General features: G+C 70.0%; 17 protein-coding genes. 9 read left to right on the top strand and 8 right to left on the bottom strand.

Annotated features, from left to right (window positions below; all coding sequences use genetic code 11):
* The first annotated feature begins 2 nt into the window (after positions 1-2).
* A complete protein-coding gene (locus BWR60_RS20885; protein WP_088152944.1) occupies positions 3-167 on the top strand; it encodes a hypothetical protein in 165 nt (54 codons plus the stop codon).
* Positions 168-317: 150 nt separating this feature from the next.
* Here BWR60_RS20885 and BWR60_RS20880 read toward each other — a convergent pair whose 3' ends face one another.
* A complete protein-coding gene (locus BWR60_RS20880; RefSeq protein ID WP_179221869.1) occupies positions 318-1,856 on the bottom strand; it encodes a capsule assembly Wzi family protein in 1,539 nt (512 codons plus the stop codon).
* A gap of 200 nt (positions 1,857-2,056) precedes the next feature.
* On the opposite strand from BWR60_RS20880, the gene BWR60_RS20875 reads away from it, so the two are divergent.
* Positions 2,057-2,692, top strand: coding sequence for a hypothetical protein (locus tag BWR60_RS20875; protein ID WP_088152942.1), 636 nt, complete (start codon positions 2,057-2,059; stop codon positions 2,690-2,692).
* A gap of 22 nt (positions 2,693-2,714) precedes the next feature.
* On the opposite strand, the gene BWR60_RS20870 is transcribed toward BWR60_RS20875, so the two are convergent.
* The 5 genes from BWR60_RS20870 to BWR60_RS20850 all read right to left on the bottom strand — a co-directional run bounded on the left by BWR60_RS20870 (position 2,715) and on the right by BWR60_RS20850 (position 7,428).
* Complete coding sequence (locus tag BWR60_RS20870) at positions 2,715-3,476, bottom strand: DeoR/GlpR family DNA-binding transcription regulator (RefSeq protein ID WP_088152941.1); 762 nt, start codon at positions 3,474-3,476, stop codon at positions 2,715-2,717.
* A gap of 317 nt (positions 3,477-3,793) precedes the next feature.
* Positions 3,794-4,459: an ABC-type transport auxiliary lipoprotein family protein gene (locus tag BWR60_RS20865; RefSeq protein ID WP_088152940.1), complete on the bottom strand. Its 666-nt coding sequence runs from the start codon at positions 4,457-4,459 to the stop codon at positions 3,794-3,796.
* A gap of 2 nt (positions 4,460-4,461) precedes the next feature.
* Positions 4,462-5,439, bottom strand: a complete 978-nt coding sequence (locus BWR60_RS20860) for an MlaD family protein (protein WP_088152939.1) — start codon at positions 5,437-5,439, stop codon at positions 4,462-4,464.
* Position 5,440: 1 nt separating this feature from the next.
* Entirely contained in the window at positions 5,441-6,274 is an 834-nt protein-coding gene (locus tag BWR60_RS20855) for an ABC transporter ATP-binding protein (RefSeq protein ID WP_088152938.1), read from the bottom strand.
* A 2-nt stretch (positions 6,275-6,276) separates the two neighbouring features.
* Entirely contained in the window at positions 6,277-7,428 is a 1,152-nt protein-coding gene (locus BWR60_RS20850; RefSeq protein WP_230983127.1) for an ABC transporter permease, read from the bottom strand.
* Between the two features lie 114 nt (positions 7,429-7,542).
* Between BWR60_RS20850 and BWR60_RS20845 the strand changes: the two genes are divergently transcribed.
* Positions 7,543-8,058, top strand: coding sequence for an adenine phosphoribosyltransferase (locus BWR60_RS20845; protein ID WP_088152936.1), 516 nt, complete (start codon positions 7,543-7,545; stop codon positions 8,056-8,058).
* 23 nt (positions 8,059-8,081) lie between these two features.
* Here the strand turns inward: BWR60_RS20845 and BWR60_RS20840 are convergent, their stop codons facing one another.
* Both BWR60_RS20840 and BWR60_RS20835 read right to left on the bottom strand, forming a co-directional pair.
* The gene (locus tag BWR60_RS20840; RefSeq protein WP_088152935.1) at positions 8,082-8,399 is read right to left on the bottom strand and encodes a hypothetical protein; all 318 of its coding nucleotides are present in this window, start codon (positions 8,397-8,399) and stop codon (positions 8,082-8,084) included.
* Between the two features lie 190 nt (positions 8,400-8,589).
* Positions 8,590-9,078, bottom strand: a complete 489-nt coding sequence (locus BWR60_RS20835; protein ID WP_088152934.1) for a RidA family protein — start codon at positions 9,076-9,078, stop codon at positions 8,590-8,592.
* 245 nt (positions 9,079-9,323) lie between these two features.
* On the opposite strand from BWR60_RS20835, the gene BWR60_RS20830 reads away from it, so the two are divergent.
* The 6 genes from BWR60_RS20830 to BWR60_RS20805 all read left to right on the top strand — a co-directional run bounded on the left by BWR60_RS20830 (position 9,324) and on the right by BWR60_RS20805 (position 14,234).
* A complete protein-coding gene (locus BWR60_RS20830; protein WP_218823602.1) occupies positions 9,324-9,911 on the top strand; it encodes a TetR/AcrR family transcriptional regulator in 588 nt (195 codons plus the stop codon).
* 155 nt (positions 9,912-10,066) lie between these two features.
* Positions 10,067-10,234 (top strand): hemin uptake protein HemP, encoded by a 168-nt coding sequence (gene hemP, locus BWR60_RS20825; RefSeq protein ID WP_179221868.1) that lies wholly within the window; start codon positions 10,067-10,069, stop codon positions 10,232-10,234.
* A gap of 190 nt (positions 10,235-10,424) precedes the next feature.
* Positions 10,425-11,486: a hemin-degrading factor gene (locus BWR60_RS20820; RefSeq protein ID WP_218823601.1), complete on the top strand. Its 1,062-nt coding sequence runs from the start codon at positions 10,425-10,427 to the stop codon at positions 11,484-11,486.
* Positions 11,486-12,370: a heme/hemin ABC transporter substrate-binding protein gene (locus BWR60_RS20815; protein ID WP_088152930.1), complete on the top strand. Its 885-nt coding sequence runs from the start codon at positions 11,486-11,488 to the stop codon at positions 12,368-12,370. The genes BWR60_RS20820 and BWR60_RS20815 overlap by 1 nt, the downstream gene beginning before the upstream one ends.
* The gene (locus tag BWR60_RS20810) at positions 12,367-13,461 is read left to right on the top strand and encodes a FecCD family ABC transporter permease (protein WP_230983126.1); all 1,095 of its coding nucleotides are present in this window, start codon (positions 12,367-12,369) and stop codon (positions 13,459-13,461) included. The genes BWR60_RS20815 and BWR60_RS20810 overlap by 4 nt, the downstream gene beginning before the upstream one ends.
* The gene (locus BWR60_RS20805; RefSeq protein ID WP_088152928.1) at positions 13,458-14,234 is read left to right on the top strand and encodes a heme ABC transporter ATP-binding protein; all 777 of its coding nucleotides are present in this window, start codon (positions 13,458-13,460) and stop codon (positions 14,232-14,234) included. Before BWR60_RS20810 ends, BWR60_RS20805 begins: the two co-directional genes overlap by 4 nt.
* Position 14,235 lies beyond the last annotated feature (1 nt).

Below are 14,235 nucleotides of genomic sequence, written 5' to 3'. Positions count from 1 at the left end.
CCATGGAGGGCCAGTCCCGCATCCTGCGCGAGAACGAGGCCGTCTACCTCCCCATCGGCACCGACCACAAGCTCGAGAACCCCGGCAAGATCGACCTCGAGCTCATCGAGGTCCGCACCGGGCCCTATCTCGGCGAGGACGACGTCGTGAGACTCGAAGAGCCCTGAATGCGGCGAGAGGCCGCCTGAAACTCGCTGCGACGAGTCAGCTGGCGTGGTTTTCGAGAACCGGAGCGCAGCGGACGTTAAAGTCCGTGAGCACCGGAAGCGGAGAAAACCGCGTCAGATGGCCGTCGCAGTAGAGTTTCGGGTGGCCTCTCAGAAGCGGATCGTCGTCGACACGCCCAGGGCCGCCATCGGCTTCTGCTCGCCCGGGCTGTTCGGCGAATCATCCTGCAGCCGCAGATTGATGCCGACCGAGTTGCGCCGCATCGGGATCGAGACACCGAGATCGACGATGTTGATGTTTTCCTTGCTCTGGGTGACCGTGTTGCGCGGGTTGTTCGTCGGGTTCAAGTAGGCGTGGTAGTAGGCCGCCTTGTAGGTCCAGTTGTCGCTGTCGACGAAGGTGCCGGTCACCCCGAACAGCTCCGCGTCGCCGTCGAGGCTGTCGCCCATCGCGCGGCGGTAGAAGCGATAGCCGTCCGGATAGGCGCCGCTCTCGTAGAAATAGCTGTAGATCTTGTCGTTCAGGAAATTCGCGGTCGAGTTCGAATACTCGACATTGACCTTCCACACCGCCCCGTCATCGCCCCAGCCGTTCCACACCGACGCGCCGAGCACGGCGGCGTTGCGCGACGGCAGCGGGATGCCGATGTCGGAATAGGCCGCGTCTTCGCCGGTCAGCTCGCCATAGACCTCGAAGGGCTGGCCGAACAGCTGGGCGCTGTAGCGGGCGTCGAAGCCGGCGATCTGGTTCGCGGGGTCCTGGGCCTGCTGCGCGGCGTTGACGTTGGTGTTGCCGAAGAAGCCGTCGATGAAGGTGCGGAAGCCGCAGGGCCGGCCGCTGCCGCAGAACATCATGATGCGCGAGGCACCGAGCTCCAGCCCCGGGATCGGGTTGACCGAGGCCCGCAGCCCGAACATCAGGGTGTTGCTGTTGACCCGGTCGTCCGGCAGCACGCCGAGGAAGCCGGTGAGCTGCCAGGGGCCGATCCAGCTCAGCCACGGCGTCTCGAAGGCGTGCGGGTTGGACCGCATGAAGCCGGCCTTCGGGAATGGCCGGGCATTGGTCGACAGGATCAGGCTGGTGGTCTCGCCCGGCCCCCACCACTGGTCGAGCCAGCCGGCATAGAGGATCCAGTTGTCGACCCGCTGGGCCAGGTAGGTGCCGTCCAGCGACGGCTGGAACGAATCCTCGCCGGCGTAGTACCAGGGGCTGTCGCCCTTGACGAAGCGGGAATAGGCGCCGACCGACAGCCGCAGCGCGGTCGAATCGCCCATGTATTCGAAGGAGGCGGTGATCTCGCCGCGCTGCCGCGCCGTGTAGTCGAAGCCGCGCACCAGGGCGGGCTGGTTGGTCAGGTCGGCCCGCAGCTCGGCATGCAGCTGGCCCTGCCGGGTCTCCGCCGCCGCCCGGGCGCGGACGCGGTCGAGTGCGGCCTGGGCGTAGGGCGGCAGCGCATCCCGGTCGGCCTTCGCCAGGCGGTAGGTGATCTGGGCCCAGGGCAGCGGCCAGGCGTTCAGCACGCCGTCGATCAGCCGGAAGTTCTCCAGGATGTGGATGTCGTTGCGCAGGGTCGAATCGCCCGGCTCCGCCCACGGGCTGGCCGTCGCCGTTCCCGTCGTCGCCGCGACCGTGCAGGCCGAAATGACGGCCGCGGCAACGACACTGGCAATCTTCCTCGCAACGGCCATTATTCCCCCCGGACGGCCCCCGAATACCTGCCCTGAATACACAAGACGCCCGCGGAAGCCCAGCCGCAGCATGAGGCGATATGCGCTCCTCCGCTCCGGTCACGGGCAGTGAGAGACAAATTTGTCACAATGGCAACGACAGTCCTTGGCGGCCGCGATCCGCTGCGCCATCTCTTTGAGACCGATTCTCAGGAGGCGTGATGCGCGCCCTTGTCCTTGCCTTGACCGCCCTGCTGCTCGGCGCCTGCGTGCAGACGCGAGTGGCGGGCTATGTCGATCCCGCCTATCGCGGCGGCGCGGCCATCCGATCGATCGCGGTCGCGGCACAGACACCGCGGCTCGCGGAGCGCGAGGCGCTGGAGAGCGCGGCGGTGGCCGAGCTCACGGCGAACGGGGTCCACGCCGTGCGGATGATCGACCTGGTGCCGCCGACACGGCCGGGCGGCCCGGCCGCCGAGGCCGCGGCGATCCGGACCACCGGCGTCCGCGCCGTGCTGCGAATCGCCGTCGACCAGCGCGCCACGGTGACCCGCTACATCCCGCCGACCTATCTCGGCGACCCGTTCTTCTACGGCTATGGCGGGGGCTATGGTGGATTCTGGCCCTATGGCGGCTGGTATGGCCGCCCGGCCTTCGCCGGCCCGGTCACCGGCGGCGGCTGGGTCGACGAGCCGGCCGCCCGCTACGAGGCCAGGCTGCAGGAGTCCGGCAGCGGCACCGTGATCTGGACCGGCGAGGCCACCGCCCGCGGCAATTCCAGTTCCGACTTCGCCGATCTCGCGGCCCGAGCGGCCAAGGACCTGGTCGCGCGGCTGAAGCAGGACGGCCTGGTCTGAGGCCGGCCCGTCCGACTCGGCGTTAGTCGGCGACGTGGACCTGGCAGCTGGTGGCGGCGATCGCGTCGCCGAACGGCGCCGGAGGAACGCGATCGGTGAACAGGGCGTGCACCTCGCCGATCGAGGCCAGCCGGACCATGGCGTTGCGGCCGAACTTGGTATGGTCGGCCACCAGGAACACCTGGCGCGAATTGTCGATGATCGCCCTGGCCACCCGCACCTCGCGGTAGTCGTAGTCCAGCAGCGTGCCGTCCTCGTCGATGCCGCTGATGCCGATGATTCCGACATCGACCTTGAACTGGCGGACGAAGTCGAGCGTCGCCTCGCCGACGATGCCGCCGTCGCGGGCCCGGATCACGCCGCCGGCGACGATCACCTCGCAGCTCGCATTCGAATACAGGATGTTCGCGACATTGATGTTGTTGGTGATCACCCGCAGACCCCGATGGCCCAGCAGCGCGCGCGCGACCTCCTCCGTCGTCGTGCCGATGTTGAGGAACAGCGAGGCGTTGTCCGGCACCTGCCGCGCCACCAGCTGGGCGATCCGGCGCTTCTCCTCCAGGCACAGCACCTGGCGGGTGGAATAGGCGAAGTTCTCGACGCTGCCGGGCGCGGTGACGCCGCCGTGGAACCGCCGCAGCAGCGACCGGTCCTGCAGCAGCGAGATGTCGCGGCGGATCGTCTGCGGCGTCACCTGGAACCGCTCGGCCAGCATCTCGACCGTGACATAGCCTTCCTGGCGGACCAGCTCGACGATCTGGTTCTGGCGCGCCGTGGCGTTCATGGCCGCTCTGCTTCCCGTGGCTGGACGAAAAAGGATGCTAATGGGGAAGCGAAAACGATGCCAATATTTTCACTTGCGAACATCGCCCCCCGCACGGCGGCGCCGCGAGCGCCTTGCGATCGGGCCACGCCGTGCTATGAAGGGCGGCAACGAAGATAGGGATGGACCGGATCATGGGTGCAGAGTGGGTCATCATCATCGGTGTGATCGCCTTCTTCTTCTGGCAGACCGTCACCCGCTGACGACTCAGCCGTTCCGCTGACACCCGCCGCCGGCCGGAGCGCCGGCGCGGCACCGCTTCCGCCCCTGCCCTTCCCTCAGCGCCGCGGCCGGCCCGCGGCGCGATCGTCCCGTTCGCCGGTGCGCAGGGTCCACTCGACCACCTGCTTCATCACGCCGCCCAGGGCGTCGTCCCAGGCCCGGATCACATCCGTGAAGTCCGGCCCCTGCACCTCGACCACCCGTTCGAAGCTCTCGCCGCCGATGATCGTCCGCTGCGGGAAGCGCACCAGCTTGGCGCCGATCCGCACCCGCACCCGGTAGGGCTGGCCCTGCCAGCGTTCGGCCCGGAACTCGCGGATCTCGGGCTGCAGCACGTAGTTCGCGCGCAGGCCCGAGATCTGGCGGCCGACCGAGACGATCTTGCCGGTGTTCTCGAAGCTCTCGACCAGCAGGCCGACCACCATCGCCGGGGCCCGGTCGACCCAGGCCACCTTGGCGAAATAGTCCAGCGAGGTCTGGGTCTCGCTGATCGCGATACGGTCGGTGTCGATGCCGGCATTGGCGGTCGGCATGTCGACCAGCAGTTGCCAGGTCACCTTCGGCAGGCTGGCGTCGAAGGTGTTCTTCGGCGTCAGCTCGTAGACCTGCGGCGCCGCCGGGGCCAGGGCGCTGATCCCGCCGCAGCCGGCCAGGCCGGCCGCGGCCGAGGAGACCGCGGCCTGCCGCAGGAAAAGGCGCCGGGACAGGGGGGAAACGCTCATCTTCACCTCTGGGAACCTTGCGGCGGCACGCCGCCGGACGAACCGCCGAACAGGAACTGCGCCGGGCTGCGGTCGAGCCGCGACAGGGTGCGGTTCAGGTTGTCGGTCAGCTGGCGCAGCTGGGTGATCAGCTGGGTGATCTCGTACAGACCGTCGGTGGAGAAGCTCTCCACCCCCGGGCCGGACTGCTTCAGCAGCCGGGCCACGCCGTCGGCGCTCTGGCGCAGCGAGGCGAGCATCTCGCGGGCATCAGCCACGGCGGCGTTGACCTGGGTGTTGGTGGTGGTCAGGAAGCCGTTGGCGCCGGTGGTGATCCGGTCCAGGTCGGTCCGCGCCTCGGTCACCAGCCCGTCGACATTCCGGGTCAGCGTGTCGATCCGCTCGATCGTCGCCGCCAGCTGGGTCGAGCGCTGCGCCAGCGCCGCGGTCAGGGTGTTCACGTTGGCCAGGACCTCGGAGATGTTCCGGACATTGTCCTCGGAGAAGATCCGCTGGACCTCGCGCGAGATGTCGGACAGCCGGTCGAGCAGCTGCGGCACGGTGTCGACGATGGCCTGCAGCCCGGACTGGCGCGACGGGATGACGGCGTATTCCTTGCCCTCCTCCTTCTCCAGCCGCGCGGCGCCCTGGGCGCCGCCGCTGAGCAGGACGAAGGCGCCGCCGGTCAGGCCCTGGATCTCGAGCGACGCCACGGTGCCCTTGACGATCGGGGTGTTCGGCCGGACCGCGATCCGCACCTCCACCCGCTCGACATTCGACGGGTCGATCCGGACATCCTCGACCGAGCCGACCGGGATGCCGCGGTAGCGCACCTGGCTGCCCTCCTGCAGCCCGGTGACGTTGCCGGAGAAGTAGATCAGGTAGCGCTCGGCATTCTCGCGCAGCCCCGATCCGCCGAGCCAGACGGCGAACACCACCAGCCCGACCATCAGGATCAGGACGAAGCTGCCGACGGCGACATAGCTCGCACGCGTCTCCATCTCAGCCCTCCGCCCCCGTCTGCGCCTGCTCCAGGGCGGCGTGCTCGGCCGCCGCCGCGCGGCCGCGCGGCCCGTGGAAATATTCCTGGATCCAGGGATGGTCGACCTCGAGCAGGTTCTCGTAGGTGTCGACCAGGATCTTCTTGTCGATCAGCACGGCGATGCGGTCGCAGATCGTGACCAGGCTGTCGAGATCGTGCGTGACCATGAACACCGTCAGCTTGAGGCTGCGCTGCAGCTCGGAGATCAGCTGGTCGAAGGCGGCGGCGCCGATCGGGTCGAGGCCGGCCGTCGGCTCGTCGAGGAAGATGATCTCCGGATCCAGCGCCAGCGCCCGCGCCAGGGCGGCGCGCTTGCGCATGCCGCCGGACAGCTCGGACGGGTGCTTCAGCCCGGCGCTGCAGGCCAGCCCGGCCATCGCGATCTTCACCCGCGCCAGCTCGTCCATCATGTGGTGCGACAGTCGGGTGTACTCCTTCATCGGCACCTGGATGTTCTCGGCCACGGTCATCGAGCTGAACAAAGCACCGTCCTGGAACATCACTCCCCAACGCCGCTGCACCGCCCTGCGTTCCGCTTCGTCGGCCTCGTCCATGTCGACGCCGAGCACTTCGATCTTGCCGGCGGCGGGCCGGATCAGGCCGATGATCTCCTTGAGCAGCACCGACTTGCCGGTGCCGGACCCGCCGACGACGCCCAGCACCTCGCCGCGCCGGACGTCGAGATCCAGCCCCTCGTGAATGACCTGGCTGCCGAACTGGGTCTTGAGGCCGCGGACGCGGATCGCGACGTCCTCGTCCGACGCCTGGGCCGGCGCCCGGGAGTCCCCGCTCATGATCAGACTCCCAGAGTGGCGAAGAGGATGGAGAACAGCGCGTCGAGCACGATCACCAGGAAGATCGAGACGACGACGGACTGGGTGGTCAGCCGGCCGACGCTCTCGGCGCTGCCGGACACCTTCAGCCCTTCATAGCAGCCGACCATGGCGATGGCGAAGGCGAAGACCGGGGCCTTGACCATGCCGACCCAGAAGGTGTTGATGCTGATCGCCGCCTTGAATTGCTGCAGGAACTGCGGCGCGCTGATGTCGAGCGCGAAGTATGACATCAGCCCGCCGCCGAAGATCGCCATGAGGCTGGCGTAGAAGGTCAGCAGCGGCAGGGTGATGGCCAGGGCGAAGACCCGCGGGATCACCAGCACCTCGATCGGGTCGAGGCCCAGCGTCTCCATCGCGTCGACCTCCTGGTTCACCTGCATGGTGCCGATCTGCGCGGTGAAGGCCGAGCCGGAGCGGCCGGCGACGATGATCGCGGTGATCAGGCCGCCCAGCTCGCGCAGCACCGAGACGCCGAGCAGGTTGACCACGAAGATCTGGGCGCCGAAGCGGCTGAGCTGGTCCGCCCCCTGATAGGCCAGCACGACGCCGATCAGGAAGGACAAGAGGCCGACGATCGGCATGGCGTTGAGGCCGGTGGCCTCGATGTTGTGCGCCAGCGCCGTGAAGCGGATCCGGCTGGGCCGCAGCAGCGTGGCGATGCTCTTGACCACCAGCATGCCGAGAAAGCTCAGCAGCGCCACCGCCTCGTCCCGGAAATGGTAGGTCGCCTTGCCGGTGCGGTAGGCCAGCTCGTACAGGATGTTGCGGTCGGGATGCTTGATCGGCTCGTCGCGCTCGACCCGCGACACGGCCTCCAGCAGGCCCTTCTGGTCGTCCGACACGCCCTCGACGCGGACCGTGGCGCCGGCTGCCGCGAGATCCTCCTGGGTGCGGTGCACCAGCCAGGCGCCGACCGTGTCCAGCCGGGTGACGCCGGACAGGTCCAGCACCACCTCGCCCTTCACCGATGTCTGCACCAGCTCCGATAGCTCGCGGTCCAGGGGTGCCGCCGCCCGCGTCACCCATGGCCCCTCGAGATGCAGCCTGGTGACGCCGCGCTCGACACGGCTGTCGATCCGGGCCTCGGCGTCGGCAGCCGCCGCTGCGGTCATCATGCAGCTCCTCGGGCGGCCCCCCGGGCAACCGGTTCCCGCACCTGCGAATTGCCTTTCGGGCCGCAGGCACTACGATGCAGGGTCGCTCCGGCCCGCAACCAAGGACGTCTCATGGATCTCAAGTCGCACATACGCGGCATCCCGGATTTTCCCAAGCCAGGCATCCTGTTCTACGACATCTCGCCGCTTCTGGCCCACCCGCAAGCGTGGCGGCATGCCGTCGACAGCCTCGCGGCCAAGGTCCAGGCGTGGCAGCCGGACATCCTGGTCGGCATCGAATCTCGCGGGTTCCTGGCGGCGGCACCACTATCCTATGTGCTAGGCTGCGGCTTCGTGATGTGCCGCAAGCGCGGGAAGCTGCCCGGCGAGACGATCGGCCATCTCTACGATCTCGAATACGGGTCGGATGCGATCGAGATCCAGGCCGACGCGATCAAGCCGGGGATGAAGGCGGTGGTGCTGGACGACCTGCTGGCGACCGGCGGCACCATGACGGCGGCGATCCAGCTGCTGCGCCGGGTCGGCGCCGATGTCCGCGGCGCTGCCTGCCTGATCGAGCTGTCCTTCCTCGGCGGCCGCGACAGGATCGACGCGCCGCTGGTCTCGCTGCTGCAATACGACAGCTGAGGCCATCGGACCGGGCGGGCGGCTCAGCGGACCTCCTGCTGCGGGGTCCCGCCGCCGCTCAGATCGTGCCAGGCGGTGCCGATCAGCGCCGCCGCCCCCACGGCCAGCAGCGCCACCGCCGCCACCATGACCAGGGCACGCAGGCTCGGCACGCTCGGCCGGTAGTCCGGCTCGTCGAACAGGCTGTGATTGAGCCGGCGCAGAAGCTCCGTATCGCTGCCCGGGGCCGTGGGGCGGTCGAGGAAGCGCTCGACGACGCGGTCCTCGCAGACGGAAAGGCCGGTTGAAGGCTGGACCGGCCTCTCAGCCGGCCTGCGCTGGATCGCCTGCACCTCTGTCATCGCCCGGCCCCTGACTCCATCCGCACCCGTCCTCGCGGCATTCATCGATGCCCGCATTATATGCGCGCCGCGGCGGTCCGCACCAAGCATCGCGTTTCCGGAGGTTTCCGGCGCCCATGGTCCGCTCGGGGGCCGGCCGGCCTGGGGGGCCGCCGGCGTCCCCGGCCCGTTCGGGTGGCGATGCGCCCGCCTATTTCAGGACGACGACGGCTTCGACCTCGAAGAGCATGGGATCGATGGCGAGCTTCGGAACGGGGATCAGCGTCTGCGCCGGCAGCGCCTCGCCGAACATGTCCTTCACCGCCTGGGTCAGCACCCCGAGCTTGGACATGTCGTGGTCGACCACGAAGACCGTGAGCTTGGCGACCTGATCCGGCCTGGCGCCGAGCGCATCGAGCGCAGCGCCGAGATTGGCGTAGGCCTGTCTGACCTGGACGGCGAAGTTGGGCGACAGGGCGCCCGTGGCGTCCTGGCCGCCCTGTCCGGAGATGTAGGCCACACGGGCTCCGGCAGGCACGATCACCGCCGTGCTGTAGCCGTTCGGCGACGGGTCATGGAGCGTCTTCGGATTGACGATGGTCAGCTCGAGATCGCTCTCATTCGCCGCCGTCGCAGCGGCAATACCCATGGTCATGATGAAGAGCCCTCCGATAAGCAGATGCCTGGCTGCGCGCGGCATGATTTCACCTTCGATCAGATCGCCGTGCGATCCACTCGTACGGCATACGAGTGGATCGCATCGTACACCATACGAGTCAATCGGCCAGGGTCGACATCCGTGGCGTTGCCGGCCAGAATCGACGGTCCGACCAGCGGGGAAGACGGATGGCAGGCAAACGGGACGGCACCCGGGACAAGCGGTCTCAGCGGATGAGCGAGGGGACCGGACGCAGACAGGAGCCGCCCCTCTCCCTGGAGCGCATCGTGGCGACGGCGGTCGAACTGCTGGACGCCCAGGGCATCGAGGGCCTGACCATGCGCCGGCTGGCCGATCGCCTCGGCTCGGGCGTGATGAGCCTGTATTGGCACGTCGACAACAAGGAGGACGTCTTCGACCTGGCGCTCGACTCGGTGCTCGAGTACCGCGGGTCGCCGCAGGACGGCGAGCCCCGGGACTGGCGCGAGGACGTCCGCCATATGCTCGAGGACTGGCGCGCCAGCATGCTGCGCCATCCCTGGTCGGCATCGCTGCTGCCGCGCCGGGCGCTCGGCCCGAACATCCTCGGACGCCTGGAACTGCTGAGCCGCGCCTTGTCCAGGGCCGAGGTTGCGGAAGCGGACATGAATGTCGCGATCTGGTCGCTGTGGAACTATGTGATGGGCGCCACCATCACCCGGGCGAGCTTCGACCTCTCGGACGACGAAAGGGCCGCCGCGCGGCAGCGCCTTCCGGGGTACGGCGAGCGCTACCCGACCATCGACCGCTCCGGCCTGCTGCTGGATGACGATTGGGGCGGCACCTTCACCAGGGGCCTCGGCTTCCTTCTGGATGGCCTCGCCCCGCGACGCTGACGCCGGCGTTGCGCCCTGCCGCCGGCCGCCCGGCCCGAGGGCATTTCTGATAAATGCAATTAGGAATGACACGCATTTGCTTGACCAGCCTCGATGGATATGAGAATGACTCTCAACATCGTCTTGTCCGATCAATCTCACCGTGGATGGGGACCATGCTGGATCAACCCACAGCGCATGCCGTCGAGCCGCAGCGGCCCGCCCCTGCCAGCCTCGACACCCGCGACCTGTTCGGCGCCCGCCGCGAGCTGACCATCCAGCACGGCGAGGATGTCTACCGCCTGCGGATCACCCGCAACAGCAAGCTCATCCTGACCAAGTAGCCCTCCCTCGCTCGCGCCCCCAGCAAGCCGGGCACCGCCCGCCGCCAGGTCTGCGCGAGAACCCGTCGCCCGAACAGGTTCTCGTCATGCTTCGCAGTCCCGGCGGCCCCCGTTTTGGCCGCGCTTTCGCATGTCCTGTCGCACCCCGCCGGCCGCCGGCGCCCCTCGCCCCCGGTGATCGGAGAGCATGATGCAGAGCCTCGATACCGACCTCCCCGCCCCGCCGACCGCCCTCGCCGCGCGCTGGGCGGCGCTGCGGGCCGAGAAGCCGCAGCTGCGCGCCCGCGACGCCGCGGCGGAGCTGGGCGTCAGCGAGGGCGAGTTGGTCGCCTCGCAGGTGGGGGCCGGATCCACCCGGATCGGCGGCGACTGGAGCACCGTCCTGCAGGCGGTCGAGGCGGTCGGCCCGGTCATGGCGCTGACCCGCAACGAGAGCGTGGTGCACGAGAAGACCGGCGTGTACCGGAACGTCTCGGCCGGCAGCCATGTCGGTCTGGCGCTGGGCGCCGACATCGATCTGCGGCTGTTCTACACCCGCTGGGCGCATGGCTTCGCGGTCGGCGGCGCCGATCACCCCAAGCCAAGCCTGCAGTTCTTCGACGCCGCCGGCTCCGCGGTGCACAAGATCTTCCTGACCGAGGGCAGCGACCGCGCCGCCTTCGCCGCCCTGGTCGAGCGCTTCCGCCATGCCGACCAGGCCCCGGCGCTGGCGCCGCAGGAGATCCTGCGGCCGGCGGTGCTCGAGGATTCCGAGATCGATGTCGGCGGCTTCCGCGCCGGCTGGGACGCCATGGAGGACACGCACCAGTTCTTCGGCCTGCTGAAGTCGCACCGCCTCAACCGGCTGCAGGCGATGCGCCTGGCCGAGCCGCAGCGGGCCGAGGCGGTCGGCCGCGACGCGCTGCGCCGGGTGCTGACCGACGCGGCCACGACCGGCGCCGCGATCATGGTCTTCGTCGGCAACCCCGGCTGCATCCAGATCCACACCGGCCCGGTGCACCGGCTGCACGACATGGGGCCGTGGCTGAACGTGCTGGACCCCGGCTTCAACCTGCATCTGCGCGAGGACCGGATCGACAGCGCCTGGGTGGTGCGCAAGCCGACCAAGGACGGCGTCGTCACCTCGCTGGAGCTGTTCGATGTCGACGGCACGCTGATGGCGATGCTGTTCGGCGCCCGCAAGCCGGGCCAGCCGGAGCGGGCCGACTGGCGCGCGCTGGTGGCCAAGGTCAGCGCGCTGGGGGCCGTCTGATGCGCCCCCTCCTTCCCCTCGCTTTCGCCGCCGCGGCGCTGCTCGCCGCCCTGCCCGCTCAGGCGGAACCGCCGCAGCGCGTCGTCGTCGCCGGCGGCGACCTGACCGAGATCGTCTACGCCCTGCATGCGGAGGACCGCATCGTCGGGGTCGACACCACCAGCCTGTATCCGCGCGCCGCGCGGGAGCGGCCGCAGGTCGGCTATCTGCGGCAGCTGGCGGCCGAGGGCATCCTGGCGCTGAGCCCGGACCTGGTGTTGACCACCGTGTCGGCCGGCCCGCCGGCGGTGCTGGAGCAGATCCGCTCCGCCGGCACGCCGGTCGAGGCGCTGCCCGAGGCGTATACGGCGGAGGGCGTGGTCGCCAAGATCGTCGGCGTGGAGAAGGCGCTCGGCGTGGCCGACCCGGGGCTGAGCCAGGCGGTGCGGGCCGATTTCGCCACGGTGGCCGACGCCGTCGCCAAGGCACCCTCGAAGCCCCGCGTGCTGTTCGTGCTGTCGATCACCCAGGGCACGCCGCTGGGCGGCGGCAGCGGCACGGCGGCGGACGGCATCATCCGGCTGGCCGGCGGCGTCAACGCGGTCGGCGAGATGGAGCGCTACAAGCCACTGTCGCCGGAGGCGGTGGCCGCTGCGGCGCCGGAGGTGGTGGTGATCGCCAGTCATGCCGTCGAGCCGAATGGCGGGCTGGAGACGATCGCGGCGCTGCCGGTCTTCGCCCAGACCCCGGCGGCCAAGGCGGGCCGGATCGTCTCGCTGGATTCCCTCTACATCCTCGGCTTCGGGCCGCGGACGCCGCAGGCGGCGCGCGACCTGGCGGTCGTGCTGCATCCCGGCTGGACCCCGCCCACCCTGCCCGACCGGGCATGGAGCGCGGGTTCGTGACGGCGCTCACGGCCAGCGGCGCGGCCCCGGCCCCGGCAGAGCGGCGGCGGGCTCAGCGCCTGTCGCTCACGCTCACGGGGCTGGTGCTGCTGCTGGCCGCGGCGGTTCTCGCCAGCATCAGCATCGGCCCGGCGGACATCCCGCTCGATCATGTCCTGGCGGTGCTGGGCCATCATCTCGGGCTCGGCGGCCTCGACGCCGTGACCGCGCGCGACGCCGCCATCATCGACGCCATCCGGCTGCCGCGGACGCTGCTGGGCGCCATGGTCGGCGCCGTGCTCGCCGTCTCCGGCGCGATGATGCAGGGGCTGTTCCGCAACCCGCTGGCCGATCCCGGCCTGATCGGAGTCAGCGGCGGCGCCGCCTTCGCCGGCGTGGCGGTGATCTCGTTGGGGCTGCCGGGGGCGCTGGCCGGCATTCCCCTCCTGAACCTCTACGCCCTGCCGCTGGCGGCCTTCCTTGGCGGCCTGGTCACCACCATCGCCGTCTACCGCCTGTCGAAGCGCGAGGGCCGGGTGTCGGTGACCATGATGCTGCTGTCCGGCATCGCGGTGAACGCGCTGGTCGCCACCGGCACCGGCTATATCGTGTTCAAGGCCGATGAGAACGCGATGCGCACCATCACCTTCTGGACCATGGGCAGCCTCAGCGGCGCGACCTGGACCTCGGTGCTGGCGGTGGTGCCCTTCGCCCTGGTGCTGCTGGCCGCCGTGGCCCTGGCCGCCCGCGCCCTGAACGGCATGCTGCTGGGCGAGGCCGTGGCCCTCCACCTGGGCTTCCCGGTCGAGAAGCTGACGCGCCTGCTGGTCGGCACGGTGGCACTGGCGGTCGGCGCGGCGGTCGCGGTCAGCGGCATGATCGGCTTCGTCGGGTTGCTGGTGCCGCACATGCTGCGGCTGGTGATCGGGGCCGATCATCGCGGCCTGCTGCCGGCCGCGGCCCTGTTCGGGTCCGCCCTGATGCTCGGCGCCGACCTGGTCGCCCGCATCGCGGTGGCGCCGGCCGAGCTGCCGATCGGCATCGTCACCACCGGCCTCGGCGCCCCCGTCTTCCTGGCGCTGCTGCTGCGGCGGCGGAGATCCGAGCCGTGATCCGGGCCGAAGCCCTCGCCTACCGCATCGGCCGCACGCCGCTGCTGGACGGCATCGATCTCGCCGTGGCGCCCGGCCGCCTCACCGCCGTGATCGGCCCGAACGGCGCCGGCAAGTCGACGCTGCTGCGCTGCCTGTGCGGCGAAATCGCGCCGGCGTCCGGCCGAATCACGCTCGACGGCACGCCGATCGCGGCCTGGGACCTGGTAGCGCTGGCCCGGCGCCGGGCGGTGCTGCCGCAGCAGGTGACGCTGGACTTCCCGCTGACCGCCCGCGAGGTGGTGGCGCTGGGCCGCGGCCCGCATCGCGGCGTCGCCGATGCCGCCGCCGACCGCCGGGCCGTCGACGCGGCCATGGATGCGGCCGACGTGACGGTGCTGGCCGGCCGCTCCTATCCGACCCTCTCAGGGGGTGAGCAGCAGCGGGTCCAGTTCGCCCGGGCGCTGGCCCAGATCCACGGAGCCGCCGGCGCGCCGACCTATCTGCTGCTGGACGAGCCGACCGCCAGCCTGGACCTGGCGCATCAATCCGCGGTGCTTCGCGTCGCCCGCGCCCTGGCCGATGCCGGCACCGGCGTGCTGGCCATCCTGCACGATTTGAACCAGGCCGCCCGCTTCGCCGATGACATCGTGCTGCTGCGCCGCGGCCGGGTCTTCGCCGCCGGCCCGCCGGCCGAGGTGCTGACCGCCGCGACCGTGGAGGCCGTGTTCGGCTGCCCGGTCGAGATCGTTCCCAACCCGCATTCCGACAGGCCCTACCTTGTTCCGCTTTGAG

It is taken from the genome of Inquilinus limosus (assembly GCF_002195995.1).
Lineage (GTDB): Bacteria > Pseudomonadota > Alphaproteobacteria > DSM-16000 > Inquilinaceae > Inquilinus > Inquilinus limosus_C.
Note: the sequence above shows the minus strand (reverse complement) of the source record. Positions and strands in the feature narration are given on the sequence as shown.